Origin of the sequence: Sphingobacterium griseoflavum (assembly GCF_014653155.1) — a bacterium.
In the GTDB taxonomy this organism is placed as follows: domain Bacteria; phylum Bacteroidota; class Bacteroidia; order Sphingobacteriales; family Sphingobacteriaceae; genus Sphingobacterium; species Sphingobacterium griseoflavum.
This window is the reverse complement of record NZ_BNAF01000006.1, coordinates 72072-96889: the sequence shown is the minus strand read 5'-3', so window position 1 is coordinate 96889 and position 24818 is coordinate 72072. Positions and strand designations below refer to the sequence as shown.

General features: G+C 41.8%; 37 protein-coding genes and 1 tRNA gene. 30 read left to right on the top strand and 8 right to left on the bottom strand.

The features are described from left to right. Nucleotides 1-986: 986 nt before the first annotated feature. Complete coding sequence (locus tag IE165_RS09245) at nucleotides 987-1322, bottom strand: hypothetical protein (RefSeq protein ID WP_189626333.1); 336 nt, start codon at nucleotides 1320-1322, stop codon at nucleotides 987-989. Between the two features lie 196 nt (nucleotides 1323-1518). Continuing rightward, nucleotides 1519-2169, bottom strand: a complete 651-nt coding sequence (locus IE165_RS09240) for a S24 family peptidase (RefSeq protein ID WP_189626332.1) — start codon at nucleotides 2167-2169, stop codon at nucleotides 1519-1521. Between the two features lie 170 nt (nucleotides 2170-2339). Between IE165_RS09240 and IE165_RS09235 the strand changes: the two genes are divergently transcribed. From IE165_RS09235 to IE165_RS09225, 3 genes are all read left to right on the top strand, one after another. Then, nucleotides 2340-2558 carry a hypothetical protein gene (locus tag IE165_RS09235; RefSeq protein ID WP_189626331.1) on the top strand — a complete coding sequence of 73 codons (219 nt, stop codon included), beginning with the start codon at nucleotides 2340-2342 and terminating at the stop codon, nucleotides 2556-2558. Beyond that, the gene (locus tag IE165_RS09230; RefSeq protein ID WP_262891177.1) at nucleotides 2558-3196 is read left to right on the top strand and encodes a KilA-N domain-containing protein; all 639 of its coding nucleotides are present in this window, start codon (nucleotides 2558-2560) and stop codon (nucleotides 3194-3196) included. The genes IE165_RS09235 and IE165_RS09230 overlap by 1 nt, the downstream gene beginning before the upstream one ends. A 311-nt stretch (nucleotides 3197-3507) precedes the next feature. Beyond that, nucleotides 3508-3619, top strand: a tRNA-OTHER gene (locus IE165_RS09225). Nucleotides 3620-3654: 35 nt separating this feature from the next. On the opposite strand, the gene IE165_RS09220 is transcribed toward IE165_RS09225, so the two are convergent. Next, the gene (locus IE165_RS09220) at nucleotides 3655-3948 is read right to left on the bottom strand and encodes a hypothetical protein (RefSeq protein WP_189626330.1); all 294 of its coding nucleotides are present in this window, start codon (nucleotides 3946-3948) and stop codon (nucleotides 3655-3657) included. Between the two features lie 231 nt (nucleotides 3949-4179). Between IE165_RS09220 and IE165_RS09215 the strand changes: the two genes are divergently transcribed. From IE165_RS09215 to IE165_RS09090, 27 genes are all read left to right on the top strand, one after another. Further along, nucleotides 4180-4836 (top strand): ERF family protein, encoded by a 657-nt coding sequence (locus tag IE165_RS09215; protein WP_189626329.1) that lies wholly within the window; start codon nucleotides 4180-4182, stop codon nucleotides 4834-4836. A gap of 2 nt (nucleotides 4837-4838) precedes the next feature. Continuing rightward, on the top strand, nucleotides 4839-5660 hold the full coding sequence (locus tag IE165_RS09210; protein WP_189626328.1) for a PD-(D/E)XK nuclease-like domain-containing protein: 822 nt from the start codon (nucleotides 4839-4841) through the stop codon (nucleotides 5658-5660). 1 nt (nucleotide 5661) lies between these two features. Continuing rightward, nucleotides 5662-5811 carry a hypothetical protein gene (locus IE165_RS09205; protein ID WP_189626327.1) on the top strand — a complete coding sequence of 50 codons (150 nt, stop codon included), beginning with the start codon at nucleotides 5662-5664 and terminating at the stop codon, nucleotides 5809-5811. Beyond that, nucleotides 5789-6406 carry a hypothetical protein gene (locus tag IE165_RS09200; protein WP_189626326.1) on the top strand — a complete coding sequence of 206 codons (618 nt, stop codon included), beginning with the start codon at nucleotides 5789-5791 and terminating at the stop codon, nucleotides 6404-6406. The genes IE165_RS09205 and IE165_RS09200 overlap by 23 nt, the downstream gene beginning before the upstream one ends. After that, entirely contained in the window at nucleotides 6399-6635 is a 237-nt protein-coding gene (locus IE165_RS09195) for a hypothetical protein (protein ID WP_189626325.1), read from the top strand. Before IE165_RS09200 ends, IE165_RS09195 begins: the two co-directional genes overlap by 8 nt. Before the next feature lie 3 nt (nucleotides 6636-6638). Further along, a complete protein-coding gene (locus IE165_RS09190) occupies nucleotides 6639-7445 on the top strand; it encodes a DUF6291 domain-containing protein (protein WP_189626324.1) in 807 nt (268 codons plus the stop codon). Next, nucleotides 7426-8229, top strand: a complete 804-nt coding sequence (locus IE165_RS09185; RefSeq protein WP_189626323.1) for a hypothetical protein — start codon at nucleotides 7426-7428, stop codon at nucleotides 8227-8229. The genes IE165_RS09190 and IE165_RS09185 overlap by 20 nt, the downstream gene beginning before the upstream one ends. A 9-nt stretch (nucleotides 8230-8238) precedes the next feature. Further along, a complete protein-coding gene (locus tag IE165_RS09180) occupies nucleotides 8239-8487 on the top strand; it encodes a hypothetical protein (RefSeq protein ID WP_189626322.1) in 249 nt (82 codons plus the stop codon). Next, entirely contained in the window at nucleotides 8480-8911 is a 432-nt protein-coding gene (locus tag IE165_RS09175) for a RusA family crossover junction endodeoxyribonuclease (RefSeq protein WP_189626321.1), read from the top strand. The genes IE165_RS09180 and IE165_RS09175 overlap by 8 nt, the downstream gene beginning before the upstream one ends. A 398-nt stretch (nucleotides 8912-9309) precedes the next feature. Then, entirely contained in the window at nucleotides 9310-10170 is an 861-nt protein-coding gene (locus tag IE165_RS09170) for a hypothetical protein (RefSeq protein ID WP_189626320.1), read from the top strand. A gap of 212 nt (nucleotides 10171-10382) precedes the next feature. Next, a complete protein-coding gene (locus IE165_RS09165) occupies nucleotides 10383-11396 on the top strand; it encodes an RNA-directed DNA polymerase (protein WP_189626319.1) in 1014 nt (337 codons plus the stop codon). After that, complete coding sequence (locus IE165_RS18655) at nucleotides 11332-11625, top strand: DUF8468 domain-containing protein (protein WP_506004872.1); 294 nt, start codon at nucleotides 11332-11334, stop codon at nucleotides 11623-11625. Before IE165_RS09165 ends, IE165_RS18655 begins: the two co-directional genes overlap by 65 nt. Nucleotides 11626-11630: 5 nt before the next feature. Beyond that, entirely contained in the window at nucleotides 11631-12275 is a 645-nt protein-coding gene (locus IE165_RS09160) for a hypothetical protein (protein WP_189626318.1), read from the top strand. Nucleotides 12276-12287: 12 nt separating this feature from the next. Next, nucleotides 12288-12770, top strand: coding sequence for an XkdD/Y8K6 family phage-associated protein (locus tag IE165_RS09155; protein WP_189626317.1), 483 nt, complete (start codon nucleotides 12288-12290; stop codon nucleotides 12768-12770). Next, nucleotides 12763-13194 (top strand): hypothetical protein, encoded by a 432-nt coding sequence (locus tag IE165_RS09150; protein ID WP_189626316.1) that lies wholly within the window; start codon nucleotides 12763-12765, stop codon nucleotides 13192-13194. The genes IE165_RS09155 and IE165_RS09150 overlap by 8 nt, the downstream gene beginning before the upstream one ends. Further along, entirely contained in the window at nucleotides 13187-13600 is a 414-nt protein-coding gene (locus IE165_RS09145) for a YopX family protein (RefSeq protein ID WP_189626315.1), read from the top strand. The genes IE165_RS09150 and IE165_RS09145 overlap by 8 nt, the downstream gene beginning before the upstream one ends. A gap of 98 nt (nucleotides 13601-13698) precedes the next feature. After that, a complete protein-coding gene (locus IE165_RS09140; RefSeq protein ID WP_189626314.1) occupies nucleotides 13699-14418 on the top strand; it encodes a DNA N-6-adenine-methyltransferase in 720 nt (239 codons plus the stop codon). Beyond that, nucleotides 14418-14633, top strand: a complete 216-nt coding sequence (locus tag IE165_RS09135) for a helix-turn-helix domain-containing protein (RefSeq protein ID WP_189626313.1) — start codon at nucleotides 14418-14420, stop codon at nucleotides 14631-14633. The genes IE165_RS09140 and IE165_RS09135 overlap by 1 nt, the downstream gene beginning before the upstream one ends. Nucleotides 14634-14669: 36 nt before the next feature. After that, entirely contained in the window at nucleotides 14670-15533 is an 864-nt protein-coding gene (locus IE165_RS09130) for a hypothetical protein (protein WP_189626312.1), read from the top strand. 7 nt (nucleotides 15534-15540) lie between these two features. Continuing rightward, nucleotides 15541-17334, top strand: coding sequence for a DNA cytosine methyltransferase (locus tag IE165_RS09125; protein ID WP_189626311.1), 1794 nt, complete (start codon nucleotides 15541-15543; stop codon nucleotides 17332-17334). Nucleotides 17335-17545: 211 nt separating this feature from the next. Further along, nucleotides 17546-17749, top strand: coding sequence for a hypothetical protein (locus IE165_RS09120; protein WP_189626310.1), 204 nt, complete (start codon nucleotides 17546-17548; stop codon nucleotides 17747-17749). A 46-nt stretch (nucleotides 17750-17795) separates the two neighbouring features. Further along, nucleotides 17796-18194: a hypothetical protein gene (locus IE165_RS09115; protein WP_189626309.1), complete on the top strand. Its 399-nt coding sequence runs from the start codon at nucleotides 17796-17798 to the stop codon at nucleotides 18192-18194. Beyond that, complete coding sequence (locus tag IE165_RS09110; protein ID WP_189626308.1) at nucleotides 18191-18514, top strand: hypothetical protein; 324 nt, start codon at nucleotides 18191-18193, stop codon at nucleotides 18512-18514. The genes IE165_RS09115 and IE165_RS09110 overlap by 4 nt, the downstream gene beginning before the upstream one ends. Further along, nucleotides 18511-19101, top strand: coding sequence for an HNH endonuclease (locus IE165_RS09105; RefSeq protein WP_189626307.1), 591 nt, complete (start codon nucleotides 18511-18513; stop codon nucleotides 19099-19101). Before IE165_RS09110 ends, IE165_RS09105 begins: the two co-directional genes overlap by 4 nt. Before the next feature lie 510 nt (nucleotides 19102-19611). Then, the gene (locus IE165_RS09100) at nucleotides 19612-19812 is read left to right on the top strand and encodes a hypothetical protein (RefSeq protein ID WP_189626306.1); all 201 of its coding nucleotides are present in this window, start codon (nucleotides 19612-19614) and stop codon (nucleotides 19810-19812) included. A 66-nt stretch (nucleotides 19813-19878) separates the two neighbouring features. Beyond that, nucleotides 19879-20205: a hypothetical protein gene (locus tag IE165_RS09095; protein ID WP_189626305.1), complete on the top strand. Its 327-nt coding sequence runs from the start codon at nucleotides 19879-19881 to the stop codon at nucleotides 20203-20205. Continuing rightward, entirely contained in the window at nucleotides 20198-20374 is a 177-nt protein-coding gene (locus IE165_RS09090) for a hypothetical protein (RefSeq protein WP_189626304.1), read from the top strand. The genes IE165_RS09095 and IE165_RS09090 overlap by 8 nt, the downstream gene beginning before the upstream one ends. A 174-nt stretch (nucleotides 20375-20548) precedes the next feature. Here IE165_RS09090 and IE165_RS09085 read toward each other — a convergent pair whose 3' ends face one another. The 5 genes from IE165_RS09085 to IE165_RS09065 are packed head-to-tail and all read right to left on the bottom strand — an operon-like array spanning nucleotide 20549 to nucleotide 24814. Continuing rightward, nucleotides 20549-21184, bottom strand: a complete 636-nt coding sequence (locus tag IE165_RS09085; protein ID WP_189626303.1) for a hypothetical protein — start codon at nucleotides 21182-21184, stop codon at nucleotides 20549-20551. Beyond that, the gene (locus IE165_RS09080; RefSeq protein ID WP_189626302.1) at nucleotides 21168-21359 is read right to left on the bottom strand and encodes a hypothetical protein; all 192 of its coding nucleotides are present in this window, start codon (nucleotides 21357-21359) and stop codon (nucleotides 21168-21170) included. The genes IE165_RS09085 and IE165_RS09080 overlap by 17 nt, the downstream gene beginning before the upstream one ends. Beyond that, a complete protein-coding gene (locus IE165_RS09075) occupies nucleotides 21356-21664 on the bottom strand; it encodes a hypothetical protein (RefSeq protein ID WP_189626301.1) in 309 nt (102 codons plus the stop codon). Before IE165_RS09075 ends, IE165_RS09080 begins: the two co-directional genes overlap by 4 nt. A gap of 1 nt (nucleotide 21665) precedes the next feature. Then, nucleotides 21666-22307: a glycoside hydrolase family 19 protein gene (locus IE165_RS09070; RefSeq protein WP_189626300.1), complete on the bottom strand. Its 642-nt coding sequence runs from the start codon at nucleotides 22305-22307 to the stop codon at nucleotides 21666-21668. A gap of 2 nt (nucleotides 22308-22309) precedes the next feature. Continuing rightward, nucleotides 22310-24814, bottom strand: coding sequence for a glycosyl hydrolase family 28-related protein (locus IE165_RS09065; protein WP_189626299.1), 2505 nt, complete (start codon nucleotides 24812-24814; stop codon nucleotides 22310-22312). Nucleotides 24815-24818: the final 4 nt, after the last annotated feature.

Sequence of the window (24818 nt, the reverse complement as noted above, 5' to 3'; positions counted from 1 at the left end):
TAAAGGAGTAATAATGTTTAAAGGAGGCTTTTACCCGGTAATCGGAAGCAGGATAATCCAAACCAGCAACTCATGATATGGAGACATTTAAAAAATTCCTTCTATGTGAGGTAAAGAATTTTCACTTTAGTCGCAGGAACTGGAAAGTGAAAAATTTGATTTTGATCGCTGTGGAGACGGCGCGATCAAAAAACGCTAAAAGTACTTGTAGTATAAACCCTTCTCATTTTTTCTCTGCCACATCGTCATAATTATTTTTATCAATCCCCACTAAATACCTTGCTTTAAATAGGAGCTTAAATAACTCTGCCAGCGCAGAATTAACACCCTAATGCTAAAACCCCACAAAAAACAAAAAACTACACTGTAGTAAGAGCTATGATATTGGCGTTTCAAAGCGCTGCCAAAGCTGTGGCATAAACGCTGCCAATTGACTTTAAATTCTAATTTATTCTATTATCTTACGGATTGTAAGTAGCAGAAAAAGAAAATTCTAACTTTTTAGCTAAACGCTTCTAGTTGATCGCGGAGAGAAAGGGATTGGTTTAGCCCCACTACCCCGCGCCAGGCCCTAAACCTCCTTCGGATCGAACCCAAAGGTTCTCATCCCTCAGCGAACATGTGAACAACGCTGGACAAAAAAAGCTCCAATCTTTTGAATTGAAGCTTTCAGCGGAGAGAGAGGGATTGGTTTAGCCCCACTACCCCGCACCAGGCCCTAAACCTCCTTCGGATCGAACCTCAGGGTTCTCATCCCTCAGCGAACATGTGAACAACGCTGGACACAAAAAAAGCTCCAATCTTTTGAATTGAAGCTTTCAGCGGAGAGAGAGGGATTCGAACCCTTTTCAACAAGCATATAAAGACCTTATTTACAGTTTTTTATAATTATGCGTAAAAACATGTAAATCTTTTATAAAACAGTATTTTTTACCCAATCCTATTTTTATAGAATATCCCTAAATAGTTTTGATCTTAACCAGGATTTATCTACCTAGATTAAATTCGTGGTACGGAAAAGTTAGTGTTACTTCGCCTAAATTTTTCATGTATAGCTTATCTCCATTAAGATCAAAAGAAAATCTGTAATTACCGCTACTCCCTTCTTGCTTCATTAGAATTTGGTTGTTTGATATCGAGTAGCTTCCAGACCATCCCGATCCTGATTCCGATGTTATTATTTTTACATCCCCGCTATCAAAAACCACATGGGGGTATGTAGCTTCACCGTAGTTGATAGTGTGCCAAGTTCCTTGAATGTCTTTGTCGTCTTTAGAACAAGAAAAAAGAACACTACAAATCAATATTGTTAAGATTCTCATATTTTATTTGGATTAATCACAATTACAAGCTGATCTATCAACATATTCCTTATTACCATTATCAGTAACATAGTAACACCCGCCTTGCGGACCCACTTTAAGCGGTTTGCCGTTGTACGTACATCCCTTAGAGCAGGAATACGAAACCGCTAGCAATACTATAAAGTAAAAAAACATTTTCTTCATAATAGATTGGTTAGTTTTTAATGATCATTTCGCGTTGATATACCCGCTTCACCTCTTTCAAGTAAATTGGCTTAACAGGGTTATAATCTTCGTTCTGTGATCTAAGATAGATATTATCTTCTTCTATTTTAACAAATTCTTTTAGAATTATTCCGTCTACTGTTTGAAACACGTAGACCTTCCCTTTTACCATGTGTTTGAAGTTTTCTATAGGGCTGCCTACAAAATATTCTCCGGGCATGTATTCGGTAACCATGCTCAGCCCATCGATCTCGAACGCAAAGCACTCTTGCCCAACAAACGGAAAGTAAACCTTTTCTATGTTCTGCTCCAGTATAACACTGTCTCCATATCCTTCTAAAAACCCTCCCTGGGCTTTCACTGGCACCACCCACATGTTAGGTTGCCCAGTACCCTTGAATAATGCTGGCTTAGCGTTCGACTTAGATAGATCATCTCCCCAAATCTCCTCTTCGGACACCTTGAAAGCGGAAACAATCCGGTTTACACTCTCTCTTGATAAATTTTTGCTTTTAAACAGGCTGTAGTATGCTGTATTGCTAATTCCTAGCTTTTCCCTTGCGTCAACAGCGGTTAATCCAGTTTCCTTTAGATGTTTTTTGATCCAACTACTAAATTTTTCTCCCTGATATTCAAGCATATAAAAAATAATTACTAATTATTAGCACTAAAATTTTGGATGATTACTAATAGTTAGTAATTTTGTATTGTTCAGATAGTAAATCACTAACATTATTCCCATCATGTGGTGCAAATGTACAAAGTGTATTACTAATGTTTGTCATAGAATTGTAACGTATTAGTATTATTATGGAGAGAGTACACATGCCAAAAATTGAAGAAAAACAAAGCCTTAATAAGCTAATGGACGATATGTCTATAAATGAAGCATTTAAGGTTGATGCAAAGCCCTCATACGCAAGACAGCTGCAGTACCGCTTTAAATCTCATACAAATAAAAGATTTAGGGTTTGGACAAAAAAGGGAGAAAACAACGAATTACTAACCTTTGTTGGAAGGACTGCATAATGAAAACTAACGCCAACATAGTAAGGAAACTTAACGACTTCGATGTAGTGCAGCGCACTAAAGATTCGATGTTTGATGCCACAACTCTACTTAAGCAATGGAATAAAAGCAGCGGTATGAAAAAGGAGATAAAGCACTTTTTCGAAAACAAACAAACCAAAGAATTTATTGAAGTTCTTCTAAATGAAGAAAAATTAAATACGCGGAATTCCGCCTATTTAAAATCACGCGGAAAAAACGGCGGTACATGGATGCACCCATACCTTTTCATCAAGTTTGCAATGTGGCTTAATCCGAAATTCGAGTACCATGTCATCAAATTCGTTTACGACGAACTTATCCAGCATCGTAAACTATCAGGCGACTTCTACAACAAGCTATGTTCCTTACTTGGAAGATTCAAAGAAACCGACTTTCGCGAGGTCGGTAAGATTTTGAACTTCGTAGTATTCAACGAGCATGCACGGGACCGTCGTAACTCAGCCACCCCTGAGCAGCAGGAAGATCTACAGCAGCTGGAGCGCGATGCATGCAGAGATATCGAAAAGGGGTATGTCAGGTCTTGGGACGAATTCAAAACCATGATGCGCAGGGAGTGGGCAACCCGACATAACAACGTCCCATCAGTCCTAACTTAAAAAGCAAAACCACATAAATATCAATCAATTACAGGTTCAAAAACTACCTGTCAGGCGATAGCTATGCCTTAAAATTTAGCAAAAGATTGGCGCCGTTAGGTGGCTTAGTTGGGGTTCGACTCCCTAGCCAATCCCAAAACACTCGCTCTTTATAAACCGTGTGCAGGTTTAAAGCACCGACCAGATTGTTGCAAGTACAATCACGATACTAGGATCGACTCAAACCCTCAACCTTGAAATAGTGGTACGGGCACAAATAAGCTGTATATAGGTGTGTACCTATACTGATGATTTGGAAACAATGAAACAGCGGAGAGATGGCGGAATTGGTAGACGCAATGAGGGTTATAAGTTGAAACGCCCGTGACGTGTGAATAGTATCCGAATAGCACGCAACTTCAGGTTCGAATCCTGCTCTCTCCACAACTTGACAGGCAACCTTTTTCGGTTTGACGTGCCTACGACCAGAAACCGAAGTCCAGCCCGGCGAACAGTCGGGCTTTTCTATTGACATCAAAATAATTCAGCATATGGATGACGAAATAACAGTATCTAACATTGACAAGCTCAAGGAGTTTGCAATGCTGATAGTCCGAGAGCAGCGTATAGATGATATCCTGGCTAAGCCCCAAATAAATCGAACCGAGCTTTACAAGTACTACGGAGCGGAGCGCGCTAGAAAGTGGATATCGGCCGGCATGCTCAGGCCCGCTTGCCAAAACGGAAAGCGAAGCACTACCTACTTCGATCACAAAAAGGTAATAGAATTAGCTAATAAGAGTTTTCACCAATTTATTAAACGAAATGAAAAGGAAATTTAGAAACGCAAAAAGACGAGTAGAGCTTTGGTGGATGTACCTCGACAATGCCGAAAAAGAGTTTGCTTCGATGCTCATAGGTGGGTCAATAGCAGTTGTAATAATATTCTTCGCTGCATTTGCCTGCTATGTTTTAGGTCAACATATTGTTAATCCGGTATAGCTATGGGAATATACAACAAACTACACGAGATTCAGAAATCGGTTCGCGGCTTCGCTAAAGACAAGAAAGGCCACGGATATGATTATGTGTCCGGAGAGAAAGTTCTATCCACTGTGCGCGCTAAAATGGATGATCTTGGCGTACTTCTAAAGCAGGAGATCATTTCTATCGAAAACGAGCGGATAGACTACAGGACGGGCATCGGTACAACCTACGAAAAGCCTAAATCCGAGATCCTATCCAAAGTGATGATGAAATTCACCTGGGTTGATGTCGACACCGGTGAAAAGGATGAGAACAGTTTTGGGGCCAACGGTCAAAACGATTGGGATAAAGGCGTAGGATCCGCTATGACATACGGGGAGCGTTATTTTATTCTGAAATACTTCCACATCCCTACGGATCAGGATGACATCGATAATCCAGAGCGTAAACCACTCTCTACGGATCAGGATGACAAGAAGCCGAAAGAACCTGAGCCCACTAATATCAATCAGCCTAAAACGATTAATGATAAGCAGTTTGAAAGTGCTTTGTTTAAAATAAACAAAGGCGAAAAAGATGTTATCTCCAAAATACAAGGAAGTAACATTTTTATCCCACCCGCAAAACTTACCGTGCTACAATCCGCTGAAAAGAACTATAAACCCAAATCTTAGTTATGAACGTATTTGAATTAAACCCTGATTACATAGCTATCAAGGAAGCGTATGTAACTACCATGGAGGATAAGTATCAGCGTGGCGAGCTATACTTGTCCTACTCTTCCCTTTCCAATTTTCGGAAGTCTCCAAAACACTTTGTTAACTACAAGCTTTTTGGTACCGATGACACCGATAGCATTCTTTTGGGCAAGGTGCTGCACTGCTTAGTTCTGGAACCTCAAAACTTTGATAAAACTTATGCCATCGCTCCAGAGTGCGATCGCAGGACAAAGGATGGAAAAGCTACATACAATGCTTTTCTGGAATCTTCAAAAGACAAAACAGTTGTTAGCAACAGCATTTACACGTCAGCTGTAGAAATGGCTATTTCCGTTTTATCAAACGAACAAAGCAAGGCGTTACTTGATTCGGCTCTTTTTAAGGAAAAGCGAGTAGACTGGGAGCGACACGGATTTAAGTTCCTGTCTTTTCTTGATGCGGAGGGAGAAGATTATGTCGTCGATCTCAAATCAATGCCAGACGCTGATCCTAAGAAAGTTCAAAGGGAAATACTTAGTAGATGCTTGTGGCTTCAAGGAGGAATGTATCTGGAAGCTATCGATCAGGATAAAGACTACTACATCATCGCGGTAGACAAAAAAGGGAACGTTTCCGTTCATCTTCTAATGAAGTCACTTATTGAATATGGAAAGTCTGAATTCAAAAGGCTTTGCGGAGACTTTGAAGATTGTCTATCCACTAACAGCTGGCTAAAGTCTTACGAGTACCGAAGTCACAACGGGATCTATCCAATCGACAAACCGCAATACAACATCTAGGATGGAAGATTTTAAAATATCCGACAGTAGGGCCGCAGAGCTAATCAAGGATTACGCTACTCGCCTAAAAAACGCTACGGATGAAGTTTCCAAGTCTGTCTACCTGAATACAATTTTAAGGCTTTGCGATGGCATCATGGGAACTTCATAAGTACTACCGTGGCGTATGCTTGCCAATGATAAGAACAGTCCTTAACATGTCAGTAGGGTTTCAGGTGTTATCCGATAGCGACACTCACTCAATAATAAAAACCCTTACAGGTTGGCCCAGCGCCGGATCATTTACTAACAAACAGTTTTTAGAATTTCTAGAAGAGATCTGGTGCATAGGCGCCCACCTTGGAATTTACATCCCCTACCCTAACGAAATAGATACCATGAAGGAACTAGAAAAAATAGTTGAACTTCTAAAGAATGAAGTTTTTCCGGCGGTAGAGTACATAGATACTCCTCTTTTCCTGCCAATAGACAAGGAAACGAAGCTGACAATCAGGAAGCAAACAATAAATCTTGACTCTCACTTTTTCACGGATGATCACTTAGAGCTCGTAATCTCGAAAGGAGATCCTTTGATAACTACTAGGTTGTTTTTCGAGGGAAAACATCTACCGATTATCACCGAAGGTATTAACAAGATCATCGAAACGATCATCAAGCCTATTATGTCAAAAGACCACAAGCGCCAGGTCATCACATCCAAAATCAAAGAACTAGAACAGGAACTAACCGAAATAGAAAATGAGTAAATCAAAAAACAAATTGTCCGAAGAGGATTATTCATATCCTTATCGCATAGTTGCTCCTAGCCACAGCTCACAACCTGCTAGGCTAAGAACAAAAAAAGAAGCCGATAAATACTTCGAATCAGTATCCGATCAAGGCCATCAGGCAATACTTTCGTACATCGATCCGGTAGACATAAAGCTAAAGCTCGTGGCTTACAACCCACCTTCAAATATTAAAAGAAAGGAGTAGCGTATGGCAGAAGGCAAAAAATCATTCCTTGCCTACGCCGACTGGAAAGATGTTTTTGAAAGCTTACCAGACGATAAGGCAGGTAAACTTATCAAGCACATATTCGCTTACGTCAACGACGAAGATCCAAAATCAGACGATCCCATCGTCAACATCTTGTTTATTCAAATAAAAACCACGCTAAAGCGAGACCTTAAGAAGTGGGAAACATCAAAAGAAAACAAGTCGATTGCTGGTAGAATGGGCAACCTAAAGCGCTGGCATAATGATCTTTGGCAATCAGTTTCAGACAACCACGTAACACTAGATCAAGCGGAAAAAATCGCAGAGCGTCGCAGAACATCGCATACTGATACTTTGCGATCGCAGAACATCGCAGAAATCGCTGTAAATGATAATGTAAATGTAAATGATAGTGTTAATGTAAGTGTAAATGTAAATGATAGTGTGAGTGATAATAAGCGATCACACACACAAAATTTTTATACTAAAAAAATTCCGATTGAAAAATTAAAGGAAGGTTGCGCCGGTCACGCAACGTGGTTGCAAAGCATTGGGATGAAAAACAGCCTTAAACCTGATGAGGTTTTGGAATGGCTCGATGCATTCTGCTTACACATGTCGGCCACCGGAAAGGATTCGGAAACGGAACAGGAGTTTAAAAGATACTGTGCATCCTGGATAGCATCGGAAATTAGGCGAGGACGAACACCAATCACAAAGCCGCCACCGGACAAAGAGCAAAAGGTAAACGCAACAGAGGCTATGCAACAATCATTAATCGACAAGTATGCAAAATCAAATAACTAGATACGACAAAAGCAATCTCCCAGCCACCTCGATAGACAGGCAGATTGAAGCTATGAAGTCAGCCCAGATTTGGCAAGTTGAAAAAATTGATCTTGACACCGTGCTGATGACCTGTGTAAACAAAGCTTTCAAGGATAAGGGGCAGATGGTTATACCTAGCGACATGGATCATATTGTAAACAACTTGATCGATATGGTTTTGGAGCATTGCCCATTCATTCGGATAGGTGAGATACCGATAGCAATAGAAAAAGGAATTTTAGGCGATTACGGCGACTATTTTGGATTAAATGTAGTCACGTTCACAAATTTCATAAAAACTCACTACGCAAGCCAAAACAGGGCAAATTTAGCAAAGCAAGCTATAGTCAGACATGATGAAATCAAAGAGCCTACGGAATCCGAAGTTTTAGAGCAAGATAAGATCCTTTTGAAATCCGCTTTTGAAAAGTTCAAATCATCCGGTAGATATGAGGATCACGGTAACTACCTGTACAAGGTGGCGGCCAAAAAACTCAATCTATTCGAGTTGTCGCCGGAAAGACAAAAGGAATACCTGGAGCAAGGAAAAATAATCGCTATCGAAAAGTTGAAAAACGAACAGATACAGCGGCCCAATGAAAGAAAGCGAATATCCAAGATTATGGATCAGGCAAACAATCTGGAAAAAGGTAGCGATGGTGTAAAGCTCGTTTACAAAGAATCACTGCAGATAGCGCTTACAAATTGGTTCAAGGAACTGATAGAAATGGACGCGGAAATAACAGATTTACTAACCGATTAAAAATTATTTATGCAAAAAACATTCAAAAACGTACATGTAGCAATCTACGGACACGAAATGCTACAAGAGGCAGTCAAGCGAATAGAGCGCGAACGTATGACCATTGAGGATCATTACCATCGGAATTACGATAACGGAAACGATATCCTTGTTTTCCGTAAAGGCAAGTTTGGGATGATTGCTTGTCCGGTTAATCATCCTACCGAGGTAAGCCTAAATCAGCTAATCGAATTAATTGTAGGAGGTTCCGATGATTGACTTCGAAGTATTAGGAGATCCTAAAGCATTAAAGCGTCACCGGATGGGTCGCGGGTTTAACTACGATCCATCAGCCGGCGACAAGGCTACGTTTGCCCAGATTGCACAAGTCAAGGCTCCTACAGTTCCCCTTAACGTCGCATTATTCGTACAGATTACATTCTACTTTGCTCGACCAAAACACCATTATGGAACCGGTAAGAATTCAAACAAGCTAAAGCCGAACGTAGGCAACTACCACACTTCAAAGCCGGACATTGACAACTTAGAAAAGTTCGTTTTCGACGCTCTTACCGGAATATTCTGGAAGGACGACAGTTATATATCTCATGTCATGTCGGCTAAAGTTTACACTGAAGGAACTCCAAAAACAGTCGTCTACATAAAGGAAGCTGAACTACCACCGCGCCATGATAAAACGTAAAACATCTACCTGCGTATCATGTGGTAATTTACGACAGATATACGCAAAGAATATGTGCGGATGGTGCTACGATAAGCAGAGAAAAAAGAAACCAATATCCAAGCCTAAGAAACCGATCAAACAGTTTTCCAAGAAGTCACTCGATCAGCTAAAACACTACCGAAATATACGCGATGTTTTCCTGAAAGAGAATCCTATCTGCATGTATCCAGGATGCAAAAGCAGAGAGGTGACCCTGCATCACGCGCGAGGGCGTTTAGGATCATTTCTTACGGACAAGCGTTTCTTTAAATCCTTATGCTGGCCGCATCATCAGCACATAGAACAAAACCCCGACCTAGCCAAAAAGCTGGGTCTTTCTATTTCAAGACTAAGTAATAACCCATAAAAAAAATCAAATGAAACAAATCATTAAATTCAACGGAAAAGACGTTGAGATCGAATTGACAGCTGACCAGATCGCTCTTGCTAAGAAAAAATCAGTATCCTACGCGGATATAAAAACCCTTCAAGACGCGCTAGATTACACTGGTGAATCCTTGGAGTCATTCAACAACCGCACACAATTCGATGACGATGTGCAGCGTGCTCAAAAAGAACTAGAGGTAATTGTTCTCGCAGTTCGAGAAGGAAATCAATTAGGCCACAATGAAGGTGACCGTTGGTATTACCCATGGTTTAACTCCGCTCGTTCGTCGGCCGGTTTTTCGTTCCGCGTCTTCGTCTGCGCTTATTCGGGTTCGCGTGTCGGCTCCCGCCTCTGCGTAGAAAATTCGGAAAAGGCCACGTACCTAGGCAAACAGTTCTTAGATACTTACAACCGCTACATCAACGGTCAAGACCTAAAGGAAAATATAGTGGAACTTCCTTTCCCAATTAAGAAGCCAAAGAAGTTCGATTCCTTCAAAGATATCAAGACTTTCGAGGATGCATGCGATTCACAAGGGATCGACCCGAAAGCTTTTGCAGAAGCAAGAAAAAGTCTATCTGCAGACACCTATGCTTACGAGCAACTAAAGGTTATTTCCAAAGCATTGAACGGTGGAGAACACATGGACTATACCGATGAGGATGTATACAAGTATTATCCTTGGTTCAACTCTGTGGGTTCGTCGGCCGGTTTTTCGTTCGACGACTTCGGCTGCGATGCTTCGGCTTCGTTTGTCGGCTCCCGCCTCGTTTATCCTACGAGGGAAATTGCCAAATATGTCGGTCAAACTCATATAGATATTTACCGTGACCTAATGGTCATCGATTAGTAAAGACATAGGTCGCCACCCATAGGCTTTCTGTAGGTTCGTCAGCCAGTTTTTCGTTCAACGACTACAACTACGATAATTCGAATTCGAATGTCAGCTCCCAATCTGTAAAATATTCGTGGGTGGGACCTTGCAAGCACTGCAAAAAATAACATGTTACAAAGGTTGTTAGTAGGATTCAATCCGAAAGCTACCGACTAAAACAGAGGCTTATGAAAAGACATGCTAACCTTTTCGACAAAATAGTCGATATCAATAACCTGTATCTCGCCGACCAATTAGCATCCAAGGGTAAGTTAAAGCAGCAAAGCGTCAAAAACCACATGAAAAACCAAGACATGAACCTTTACGCATTGCAAAAAGACCTGCTCGATAAGAAATTCAAAACATCTCCTTACAAGGTGTTTAAGGTTTTCGAGCCAAAAGAGCGAGAGGTGTACCGGCTTCCATACTTTCCAGACCGGATTGTACATCATGCAATTATGAACGTTCTAGAACCTTTATTCGTATCAACATTCACAACGGACACTTATTCCTGCATCAAAGGCATGGGGCTACACAAAGCATCCAGACGCTTATCAGTAGATCTCAGAGATGAATCATCAACTAAGTATTGCTTAAAGATCGACATTAAGAAGTTTTACCCTAATGTTGATCACGATACATTAAAGTCTATGCTACGTAGGAAATTAAAGGATAAGGATCTACTAAACTTGCTTGATGAGATAATTGACAGCGCCGACGGCCTGCCGATCGGGAATTATCTAAGTCAGTACTTTGCAAATTTTTACCTGACATACTTTGATCACTGGATTAAGGAGGTGTTGAAAATAAAGTACTACTACCGGTATGCTGATGATATCGTAATTCTATCCGATAGCAAAGATCATTTGCATCGAGTTCTTTGGCAGATATCAGGATACTTGCAAGACAATCTAAAGCTGGATGTCAAAGGAAACTATCAGGTGTTTCCGGTTGCGTCTAGAGGGATTGATTTTTTAGGATACGTCCATTTTCATAAGCACAAACTTTTACGAAAAAGCATCAAGAAGAGATTCGCGGCAAAAGTTAAGCGTGGAGCGAAAAGGGAATCCATATCAAGTTATATGGGATGGTTGAAGCATGCTAACTGCCGGAATCTAATCAAAACAGTTTTACCTAATGAAATCATTCTCAGCATTCAACATTCAGATCACACAAACGACATTCACAGGCGACAAGATTAAAATTGCAAAGATACTCAACAGGCCTATAATCATTCATGATTTTAAACTTGGGCCATCGAAGCACTTCAAAAATGAATGCTTAACCCTTCAAATAGAATATAACGGAACCAAGCATATCTGTTTTTCCGGATCATCAAAACTTATCGAGCAAATAAAACAGGTTCCACCAGACGGACTGCCTTTTCAGGCTACAATTGAAAAGGAGGACGAAATGTACCTATTCACATAGAATTTATGAAAAAGACACCACAACATAAAATTGATCAGATACTTGAACTGGTAAATCAAGGTATTACCAACATGGGTATATCCGAAAAAACTGGCATTAGTTACCACACTGTGAAAACTATAATTCACAAGAACATTGGCCCACGAAACAAGCGACGGAACAAAGATCTAGACAAGCTTTACTCCGACATAGCCAATGACAGATTAACCATGACGCTCCAAGAAGTGGCTGCCAAGTACGGAAAAACAACTCGATACATCGATCACACGACCTGTAGACATCCTTTACGTCCTCAGTTCAAAAGCAACAGGCCTCCGAGAAAGGTAAAAAAACATTCAGACATCAAAAGGAAGAAAGATATCAATTCCATCGATCACTCAAGAATGGAAAAAGGAGAAGTCAAGTTAAAGAAGAACGAAAGAGTATTCGAGAATAGAACTTTCGATAAATCACTGCAGCGCGCGGTGTCACTAAACGATTCAAAAAAGACTGTTGTATTCGTAAAATCATCTGACACTCGATCTGACGAAGAGATTAGATCTTTCTTCCGAGAAAGGAACGATAAGGAGATCAAGGAGCTATCATCTAACCCCATGAATGGCAATCCTAGCGTTTCAAACCGAAAAAATAACCGAATGGTATCACTTTAAAAATTACTAACAATGACTAGAAAGCAACTAGAGAGCATTATACGGTTCTCGGCGGTATTCAACGATCCGGCGAACGACATATCGGTGGTGAATGAGCAATACGGCCTTTCGCTAACGGAAGCAACCAGCCCAAGCCAAGCAGTAACGGCATACTTGGAGGCTAAGAGGATTAGGTTGGAGGGGAAGCGCAAGGCAACCGAATTTAAAGGTACAAAAGGTAGATGGCGAATGTCTATCAGCGACGATGGAGATTTAGTTTCAGATGTTAAAAATTTAGAACCATCAAAATTGGTGTGCCAAGTCAATAAGCACAAATCTGATGAAGGAAAAGCCAACGCACAACTGATCAGCAAAGCACCTGAGATGTTAGACATGCTACAGTCAGTTGTTGATCTGCAAAAAGAAAATTACGGTGATGGATCAGCAACTCACGTCAAGATGATCCGTAAGGCAAAAGAAATAGAAACTCTAATAAAATCAGCAACCAATGGATAAGCTAACACTAGAACACCTAGCGCCGTACTTGCCGTATGGGTTGAAAATTATCGACAATGGTGAAGTTAATACTATCACTGGAATTATCGGAAACAAGGTTTTTATAGAAGGATGTCATAGGAATGGGTACTCTTCTATTGATGAAGTCAAACCCATCCTTCGCCCCCTATCCGACCTAACCAAAGAGATAGATCATAACGGTGAACGGTTTGTGCCGATACACCGGATTTTGGAGGCTTATTGCTTCAATGTATCAAAAATGAGCGAAGATGAAATTATGTCATATGTCGAATCATTGATCGAAATCGATATTTCATACATGACAGTAAAAATCCTTTGTGAATTGCACTTTGATTTTCAAGGCCTAATCGCTGCCGGCCTAGCTGTTGACATGAATACTTTGGAAGGAGGATCACATGAATAGAGTTATCAAATTCCGCGGTCTGCGCAAGGATGGTAAAGCTTGGGTGTATGGTGATTTCTTCGGCGGAAATAAGATTGTAGAAACTACAATATTTAACGAAGGTATTTATACTGATAAAGGGTCTGATAGCTTCAAGTACTCGTATAATGAAATCATCCCCGGAACCGTTGGGCAGTTTACAGGTCTGAAAGATAAACATGGCGTAGATATATACGAAGGTGATACTGTACTAGCCCACCTTAGACGTAAGGAATTAGTTTTTACCGGAACCATCGCTCTGCCAAAATCTTGTTGGGTTTTAGCACTTAAAAATCAATTAGGTCTCGATAGGTATTACCGTACCGCTCAGTTTGACGAGTTGCAAGTCATAGGCAACATCCACGAGAAGGAGGTTTCCAGTGAATAGCCCCGAAGTAATCCAATCCCTAGAGCAGGTAGAAGCGCCTGCTCTGGAAGTAAAGCCGGGCGTGTTCGACATTGCGCCGGAGAGAGAGGAGGTTGAAAGTGAGTAAAGGAATGGGGCGTGGACAGAACCCCGTAGGATACACGCAAACATGGCTTACTGATCCTGAACTTATAAAATCATTAGGTGAGTTCGATTTAGACCCTTGCTCGCCCATTGATAAGCCTTGGGACACAGCCAAGAAACATTATACGGAATTGGATAACGGTTTGATCATGCCGTGGGAAGGCAGAGTATGGATGAATCCGCCTTATGACAGAACTGTTATCGATCAGTTTCTATCAAAAATGGCTGTTCATGCAAATGGAATCACGTTGATGTTCGCGCGCACCGAAACCAAGCCTTTCCAAGAATGGGTTTTTCCATACGCCGAAAGCATACTATTCATTAAAGGCCGCCTAACCTTCTTTGACAACAAAGGAGTAAAAGCTAAAGCCAATGGAGGCGCACCTTCTGTATTGATCTCTTACAGCGAATACGATTCTATGATGATCGAGCAATCCGGAATCAAAGGAAAGCATGTCTTAATCAATTCAGTTCCGATTGTAATCGTCAAGCAAAGCCCTTCATGGCGCAATGTAGTTTCCATATGCCTAATCCGTCTAAATGGTGAGGCATCACTAAGGGATATCTATTCAATGGCTGAACTGGTTGCTGATGACAAGGTAAAAAAGAATCAACACTTCAAGGAAAAGATCAGACAAACGCTACAGCGACACTTTGAAAGAGTAAATGTTGGACAGTATAAACTGATGGCATAATGAGTCGTCCAAAACATCCCCTAGAAATACGAGCTAAGGCTATCGAGCTATTGCATGAAGGGTTAACCCTGACCGAAGCAGCTGCAAAGCTTAAATGTTCTGTCCCAGCAGTTTCTAGGTGGTATATGGAATACTTAGGCTATCGAGGCCGCGAGGGATTTTCCATTACCCTCCAAAGCAAAAACTGGGATATCGTCGATATCGATGATTTCTGACTTTATGACCTTAATTGATAATAATTAACGATAAATATGCTAACAGTAAACAGTCTTTCGGGCGGTAAAACATCTAGCTACATCGCTGCTAATTACCCAGCAGATATCGATGTGTTTGCTTTATGTTGTATCGATAACCATAACGCTAATTCCCATTTCCGGCAGCGATTCAAGGATGATAAAATGATGCAAAGGGTGAACGATAAGCTGCAGAAATACAGTTCGCATTGGCCGGAATTTGTAGCGACTTCCGAGGATCCACAAATTCTTTGGACGATGTTCGATCTAGAACAAATGATCGGTCGAGAAATAACTTGGGTGCGCGGAATGGGCTGGGAACAGATGATGGATGTTAAAAAGGCTATCCCTAACATGAGCAAGCGATTCTGTACAACTATAATGAAGATTCAACCAATATTTGAGTTTCTCTTTATGTACCACTCGCTTCCAGTTCAGATGCGGATCGGATATCGCTGGGATGAAATAGAACGAGCGGAGCGGTTTACGGAAACTTGGAAATATGCTACTCATTGCGATTATAGGGAAAAATCCGGAACATGGATCCATCGTTGGGCGGAGATCGCTTGGCGTGCAGGTGAATTCCCTTTAGTTGACGATCGAATAATACATTATCAGATACAAGAGTTTTGGAAAGATAAAGATGTCGTATTTCCTGACGATAGCAATTGCTTAAACTGTTTTTGGAAGCTAGAACAGCAACTGCGAAAGAATTTCGACAATCACCCTCCGATAATGTTTTGGGCTGCTATCATGGAGGAAATAAGGGAGAGAACATTCAAGGATAAAAATTCACTATTAAATATTAGCAAAATGGGAATACAGCTGGATTTCGTATTTGGTACGGGATCGGGTTGTCAAGCTGGGTTTTGCACTAATTAATTAACCAATGATAAACGCATTCATTTTACAACATAAACCCTTCACGCCTCAGATTGTCGCGAATCCACAAGCTATACGCTATATCGTGATCGATCTATTCTGCGGCGCTGGGGGAACTACTACAGGATTCGCCAAAGCTAGGGATGCCTACGGGAATTCTATCGCCTTAGTTGCCGCCTGTGTCAACCACGATCATAAAGCGATCCGGAGCCATTGGGAAAACCATCCCGAAGTATACCACTTTGAAGAGGATATCCGTACGCTTGATCTAACGCCATTAGCTGCAATAGTTGATAAATACCGTGAGTTATATCCATGGGCAAAGATTGTCCTGTGGGCCTCCTTGGAATGCACCAATTTCAGCAAGGCAAAAGGCGGTCAATCTCGAGATGCGGACAGCCGCACGCTTGCCGATCACTTGGACAGGTACGTTACAGCATTAAATCCCGACTACGTGCAGATCGAGAATGTCGTGGAGTTCATGTCCTGGGGGCCTCTTAACGACAAAGGCAAGCCTGTAAGCATGAAGTCCGGCCAAGACTGGTTGAGATGGCGCAATCACATTAATTCGTTCGGGTACCGTGATGAATGGCGTGAACTGAACTCTGCAGACTTTGGTGCCTACACTTCCCGTAATCGCCTATTCGGATGCTTCGCAAAAGAAGGATTGCCAATCGTATGGCCGGAGCCCACGCACGCTAAGAACGCAAATGGAAAGCAGGATCTATTCGGCAGCGGTCTAAAAAAATGGATGCCGGTGCGCGACCTTCTTGACTTCGACGATGAAGGGGAAAGCATTTTCGGTCGGAAAAAGCCGCTGGTTGAAAATTCACTGAAAAGGATCTATGCAGGATTGATCAAGGAAGTTGCCGGAGGAAAAAACAATTTCATCCTCAAATACAACTCCATGAATAGCGAGGGCAAGATCCGCACCCCTTCGACTGATGAGCCTATGCCGACAATTGCTTGTCAAAACAGGCTAGGTATCGTGCAGACATCATTCATCGCCAAATACTTTAGTGGTGATCCTTTCGGGCAAATTACGTCGATTGAGAAACCACTATCATCGATAACCTGTGTTGACCACAATTCAGTTGTAAACGTAGAGCCCTACATAATCACTTCGTCATACGGTGGCGTATCGAAATCGGTTGATGAACCATGCCCGACTGTATTGGCAAGCCGTAAGCATCATTACGTTGTTGCTCCTGCTTTCCTTGCGAAATACTACGGTAATGGTGACAATGTGCAATCCGTCAATGAGCCGGCCGGTACACTAACTACTAAGGATCGGTTTACGAAGGTTCAGGTCAATTGGATAAATCGCGATTTCACATCCGGCGGCGGGCAGGTAGTTTCTGTTGATCGACCTATGGGCTCTTTGATGACAGTACCGAAAGCCAACTTGGTCACTGCCGGCTTCATCTACAACCCATCCCACGGGGGCCATACGATGCACATAGAGCAGCCGTGCGCTACGATCATCGCTAGACAGGACAAGTCACCGCTTTACTTCATCCAGTATGATATGTCCGAGCACGTGCGCATTGAGATATACGAGGATGATTCTGAGACTATGATCAAGATCAAAGAGTTCATGGCCATGTATGGGATATCGGATATCAAAATGCGGATGCTAAAGGTATCAGAACTGAAGCTTATACAAGGATTTCCGGCCGAGTACAAGCTATACGGCAATCAATCTGATCAGAAAAAATTCATCGGGAACAGTGTGGTGCCGCACGTGGTGCAGGCTTGGGCAGAATGGCAGATTAGGGAGATAGTAAGGATGGCGGCTTAAAATAGAATCGACTACGCCATATACACGAAGATCCAAAGGAAAAAGGTCACAACAATAAATAATCCGGCAGCTAAGACCAGAGCAAAAAGGATCCTAATTAATAGATTCTTACTTCGTCTGACGAAGATAATGCCTATGGCTAGCAATAGAAGCCCGATGAACAATGGAGCAAGCATCACAATGCAAAATACAAATTTTCAATAAATAAACAATGCGTAAATTTTTAATCATGTCCGCAGTCGTTCTAGGAATGGCAGCGTTGACGACAACAGAGGTAAAGGCGGGTGTTCCTGAAGGTGGTGATACAGATTTTCACGAACCTAGACCACCGAGGCCGCCGGCAGGTACACACCCTTATCCAGGAGGCCCTACTCCTTGGGACTGGAAGCCTTGGCAAAACCCTATCCCTAATTAATCACTAAGGGCGGTTGTATGGCCGCCCTATCTTAAAATTATTGAAAATGAAACAAGTAACAATAACCACAGGCAAGGCAACGATAGTCGTTGTAGATTTGCCCATAGGATCAGAAATTGAATCGGCAATATTCATCAACAACTTTGGTAGATATATTCGGTTTTGGTCAAAAGGGAAAGATTATTTAATTGATCTACCCGAAGAATGGAATTTATATCATGCCGGCCACCCCTCCCAACTAACAGAAGAAGATTGGAAGGGGATTGTTGGAACCGTAAAAGACACTCCCCATGGCGATACGGTTCAATTGGTCGATCGTTTTGAGAATTACGCCAAGCATGGCTATCTCTCATGTAATTCCGCCACCGAATCCGGTCTATCGCTTCTTAAAGATAATGAGGTGGATGATTCATGGTTAAACCCTCAAGTTTTTGTTAAGGTATGATACTAACAGATAAAGCGCGTAAAGACTTTAATCACTACCGATTTGAGGTCTTAAAAGACAGTATAGATAAGAGTTACGGCATTCATCATCGTCTTGTAATCAATAATCTTATCATTCAGTGGCTAGATACTGTTGGTATTATGATTGAATATGTTTATTGTGCTTATACCAATTCATGGCAAGGTTGCTTAGTTAAATCTGATATACATTTCCCTAAGATATATTTTGAAGGAGTAGATACAGAAGCATACGAATACCGCCAAGAAGCCACCGAGGCCGCAATCAAATTAGCTAACGAAATTTATAATAAGAGAGTATGAGTTTAGATAAACATTTTAAAGAAAATTATACTGTTTCAGAGAATGGCGAAGTGACTAACAATAAAACAGGAAGAGTATTAAAACAGGATCAATCAACAGGATACTCATCGGTTGTCCTGTCTAACAACGGTGTAAAGAAGAAATTTTTAGTACATCGTTTAGTGGCTGAAAGATTTATACAAAATGCCGAAAACAATCCTTGCGTAAACCATAAAAACGGTATCAAAACAGACAATCGGGTTGAAAATTTAGAATGGTGCACGTATTCTCAAAATGAAATACACTCTCACCATGTTCTTGGCAAGATGATAAAACATTCTGCCGATACTAAAAATAAAATGTCAAATACCGCAAAAGGTAGAGATATGTCAAAATTAGTGACCATGTCTGTTAAAAAAAGAAAAGGAAAACCAGCTCATAACAGGATTACTGTTAAAAAATACACCCTAAAAGGTGATTTTATAGAAAGCTTTACTTCTCTATCCGAAGCAGCTAAATCAGTTAATGGCTTGCCAACGGCATTTAGCGCCATAAAAAGAGGTCGTTTAAAAACATACAAGGGATTTATATGGAAATTCGAAGAGTAATTTACTTCGCGCTTACCGGTAAAGAATTGGAGGTGAAGCTGTGAACCAACGACAACACAACAAGCCACACACGCCTAAAGAACTGATCAAGATTATCAGGCGCAAGTTCAGTATAAACAATCGCGCGCAGGCTGACTCTTACAGTTACCATGTATTTCTCAAAAAAGTATCTAAAAAGATGGTTAGGGAAATAGAAATGCAAGGGTACAGAGTTGAGGTAGTTAAAAGAAACGATCGCAGATTTGTTTTAAAAGTTATTGGCCGCAAATCTGTAAAAATGGACGTGTTGTCATAATTGTAAAATTACAATGGAAATTAAAAATACACGTCGTACGCCCCTAAAGCCATATTTCAGCCATTGTAATTTTACAATGATTTTCACACATTGGTTGGAAGAAGGCTAGCATTATTCGCTAGCCTTTAAAACTATTTTTAAAAAAGTATTGACAATTTAAAAATAGTTTGTATATTTGTTATGTAATCAATGGGGATTACGTAAAAACTTGCAAAATGAAAAATTATAATGTAGTATTCAACGATTATGAAAACAGTAACGACAAAGGTTTCGAATTATCTTTGGAAGAAGCTAAGGCTTACGTTGCGCAGTACAACGGCACTGAAGAATCTTACTTTGCCGATTATAAAGGCGGTGTCGTTCAGATTGTAGACAACGAATCTGGTGATGTGGTTCACGAAGAGGAAGTTTTTTAAAACCTTGTGTGTTTCCAGCAAGTTCATGCAGGCGTCAGCCCCACGATACGGGGCTCTTTTATTTTTATGGAAAAATTCAACTACACACAGCCGGAATACCTATTCTGCGACATCGCGGTTAAAGATGGCTCATACAACGATAACCGGATGTGGGTCTATCATCGACCAAGCCTGTCACTTATCGAGTTTGTATGCTTGAATGACGTTGATAGCTTAGAGTTCACCGGATACAGTAAGGACTATGTATACCTTGACGATGAACCGGAAGCTTGGAAAGGTGTATTTGTCCAAAACAATTGCGAGGTTACAAGCAACGATCCTATAGTAGTTATTGACCGAGCTTGGGCATACCTTGAAAATTATCTTAAATGGGAGGATTCACAGCATGGCTAGGAAAAACGGAATGGAAGGCGCTATCCCTGGAGCCGGAAGAAAAGGGGATGGCAAACACAAAGTAGCCTACAAGATAAGCGATAAGGCCAAAGCAATAATCGATACGAAAGATAATAAGTCCGATTTCGTAAGTAAGGCGATTGTTTTTTACGAAAAAGCCACCTGCTAGAACGTATTTTCTTATTATGGCGTGGAAAAATAAAATAAATGCTAACTCATTTTTATTTGAAGAGAATGCATTCTAACTTTATGACCACTGGATAAACGGCACCCGTCCATTGGGTGAAATTGGCCAGCTCAAATTCTACATCCTGTCCCTCTGTCTTTTGGCAGGGGGATTTGTTTACTTCTTCCCCCTGCCAAAAAACCACCAAGCCAGTCCAACTACCACCAGTATCACGGCAGCGGCCCCGCCTATCCAGTTCCACAGGATCCCCGATCCGCTTGGCCGGGATTCGCTAACCGAACTTGAAGACTTCTCGCCCCTCCGCTGCTCAACAGTAACAGCCACTTGCTTTTCCTGTTGCTGCTCTTGTTTTTTTTCCCGCTCCTTCGTGACATCCTTCTGTTCCGTAATTGTCTCGCGCTCGGTCTTGGTAGATGTTTCATCCGGCTGATCTACTTGCACGGCCAGTGTGCCTTTTAGCGTATCTATTATAAGGTTTACCAGTAAGCCAGCACTATCACGTATGAAGTTTTCCCCGTGCTTCAGGTCTTTATTGTTGACTTTGACATTAACCTTTGCGCCTGGTTTGGTTGTTACTGTAGTGACCTCTCGCTCGGTAGTAACAGTGCCTTTGTCAATGGTCTTTTCTTTTACCTCACCGGAAGAGGTGGCCGTAGACACTTCGACACTGTCTCGCTTGGATATTTCCTCGAGCTTATGCGACTGTTTCTGCTTGGACTTCCGAAGAACCCCACAGGAAGAAAATGCGGTCACCATGACCACCAATGCCAAAATTCTACTTACATTTTTCATCAAGGATCGTGTTAATGTGGTCTAAACTAAAAACCAAGCTATCAGCGCTTTTACTCAAATCGTCTTGTGGGTTACCGACATCAATGTCGGAGACCTTCCGGTAGCGCTCGCTGTTGTATGATGATGTCGCCACTCCAAGTGACAACATCGATATCAATACTAATCTTCTTTTCATGGCAACTTATCGTTGATGTTCTTAAATGTCGAATCGGCCTTTTCCTTTATGGTGTCTACTTTGGCTGCAATCGGCTTGATCTGATCCGATATTTCCTGCTTATTTTGCTTTCTCACCTCTTCTATAATCCTTTCGTATAAAACCCCTTCCCTGTCTAGCTGGTTGTCTTTGCTGTCGGCTATGTAATAAAGGACAAACCAAAACACAGAGACTACTACCATAAGAGCATAGGTTACCGGATGCTTGACGATCTGCAAGAATGTCGGCTGCTTGGCCGGTTGGTTTGGTTGCTCTTTCAATTCCATTCTATTTCCAAATACTATCGTAATATCTGACCTTTGCCCGGCGGTCATCAATACCGTTCAATCCTCCGTTTATCCGGCGGCACACTGCGCGAATGCTTTCCTCTGTCAAGTCCTTGGCCAGCGCCCATACTTTGCGCTCATTGAAGTAATTCAGAGCCGTGGTAAAGTAGTATGCCGATGTGCCAACTAGATCCGGATTAAGGTAAAGCTCTTGCCCACCGAAGCGAGTGAATGCATCGCCGCCGGTGATCTGTATTGCGCCGCCTCCGCGGTACTTCCAGCCGTCGCCTACCTTCAGGTTGCCTAGTTCCTTAGCCTTTGTTGGGTTTCCGAGTCCATACACGCGCTCCGCAAGATCGTAGGGCTTTCCGGCCAGTGCTTGAGATTCGGCTGCTGTTACCTTCGCAGAATGCTTTCCTATTCCGAATATATCCATGATACGGCCCGCTGAATAGTTCATGTTTTCGCGGGCAATGCTGAATCCTCCGCTCTCATGGTGGATGTTGGCAAAGAAGTGAATCACCTGTACGCGCGGCCGGCCGAACGTAGCTGCAAACTTGGTAAGCGTCTCCCGACCGATCACTCCGTCGCGATTAGCGCCTACTAGCTTCTGTATCTCTTTTATTCTTTCTTTTGGTGTCATGGTTAATTCCAGTTTGTAAAACCAACTTTTCGGACATTAATGTTTTCAGCGAGGGGGCTTTTATTGATGGTAAAGCCTAACCCTTCGCCACCCACGGAACAAGTATATGTTATATTTCCAGCGCTACTAGCGTCGTCATCATACACATCATACGTGTCTGGTAATTGCCATTCATGACCGGGGGTGATTGTTCCGGTTGATGATTTTTCAACTACCAATTGAGCAATTTCAAAAATAGATGAAAATCCATCGTTGATGACCTCCAAGACTCTATGGCATTTTTGCGACAGCGCCCTTGTTACATAAACCGGATGACCGGCACCTTGAATAACGTAAGATGTTTTGCAACCATTGACAATCAGATTATCACCCATGACATGCTCCTGTAATATCATGCCGTCCCAGTATCCGCTTACAGATACGTTTTTCATGTACGAATAAGCTCCATTATCTCTTGACGGCATTTTAATACCATGTGTTCTCAACATCGGCTCATCAACTTGTCCAGCATATACCCCATTATCTATATTGACATTTTCAACTACAGCTTGTTGGAAGTTGTGTAGATTCAAACCGTTTATCGAGGAAGGGTTTGAGGTTCTTATGACCATATTACGAAGCACGAAAGTCATCCAGTTAAAATTTGCATAACCCGATCCAGCCGTAGTATAGATAACACCTTTGTTAACGTCGAAATCTGTATCTAGACACTTTATAACGCTATTCTTTTTATTCACCGGAAAAGCGCCAATGCTCCCGAATACACCAGTAGCGACACTCTCTCCTTCGATCTGTATCGTCATCCAAGAACTTGACGGAACGAACGGTATAGCTGTCTGGTTTATCAGCATTTCTCCTGCGGGCAATAATATTTTACCACCGCCCAACGCGATTAAGTGGTTGATCCCGTCTACGAATGCTTGGGTATCGTTCGTAACACCATCGCAAGCGGCGCCGAAATCTTTGAATGACAAAACATATCCAGTGGCATCTTGTATTTTCCGTAATACCCTGTCTTCAGCTTCCTCATAATTTACATCTTCAGTGAGTAGGAATTTAGTCTCACCGGTATATGTAGCACTCCAACATAGCGAAAGCTTCGTATACCCACTAATATCAACTATGCCTGATAAAGGCGTGTTCGTTCCTTGAGGTTGAGAGTTTATCAATACGGTTTTATTATCTGAATCATCTATGAGCAATGCCGCACATATACCCGGCACATTAGTCTGTATTGGTAGAAAATCATATTTTAAGGCTCCCCATCCCGTTATATCGATATCTTTTAGTGTGTAATTATACTCCGGCTCGGAATGCACGACGTTGTCTGTTGTCAAGTATCCGAAGTGCCTATTTTCTAAAGAAATTTCCTTTGATTCAGTTATATTCTCCAAAAAACTCTTCAATACAAGCTTCGTGTTCTGTTGGGAGTTGTTTATCTCTTTTAAAACAGCATCCTCCACAACCTCGCCGCTAAGATCGAATAACTCAACCCCTATATTGTTTCTATTTGCATCACTAAATGAGAAAGACAAAGAGAATGCGGAATAAGGCAAAAGACTGAATTCCTCATCTATCGGAATTACCTGTGACGACCCTGAAGCGGACGGCAATAAGTTAGTAATTCCATTTTCAGATACGCCAATAAGATTGGACAACTGTCCATTGGCCACATTATATTTGAATCCTTTGAATCTTATTTTTGCGATCCTATTCCCATCAGGGAGTAGGGTGGGGATATTGAGCCAAGTTTGGAGGGTCTCGCCTGGCTCACTGATCAATTCAAATGTGTTGTTGCTCTTTAGTACCCCACTACTTGTTTGCTTGATAGTTCCATTAATGGCAGATGTGAACGTGTAATCTGCATTAAAGAAAGGATCGGGGTTTGTATTACCCTGTAAAAAACTCTTCAGTATACTGTTTAGATTTTCAGTATTCCCACCTACAAGTAGCCACCCCTCGCCTCCAGCATTTGGATTGCTTGTATTACTTTCGATAGTATTACGAACAATAGTTTTTCCATCGTCCAAAACAACAGCAGCGTTTAATGGATAACCTGCGGAGCCTGTGCTCGGATTTACATAGCCACTAACCCAAGGAGCCAACAAGCTTGCGCCGTCTTCCCCCGGCTCCCCTTTTACGTTTCGAACGTTACGAAGCGCCCAAGCTGTACCATTGAAATAAAACACGCCAGCCTGTCCAGTAACCAAACTAGCCTGTCCTCCCGGCAACGTTGGATGTGTCCACGTAGCTGTTGCTGGACTTCCATCAGGATTGGCATCTGGGCCTACTACCTCCATTGTCCTCACCTGTCCTGCTTCAGGAGTAGGTAACGCTCCACTAGGTATAGGATCTAGGGATTGTCCGGTAATGGTAAGGTAGTCCTTGGCTTGGTTGAAGTCAATGTATTTTACCTCTCCGGAGGCATCCTCCCCGAACATCATTTTATCAGAACCAGCGACATCGGACGCTTTTTGCATCCCTTTCCAAAATTCAACTGTAGCCATATCT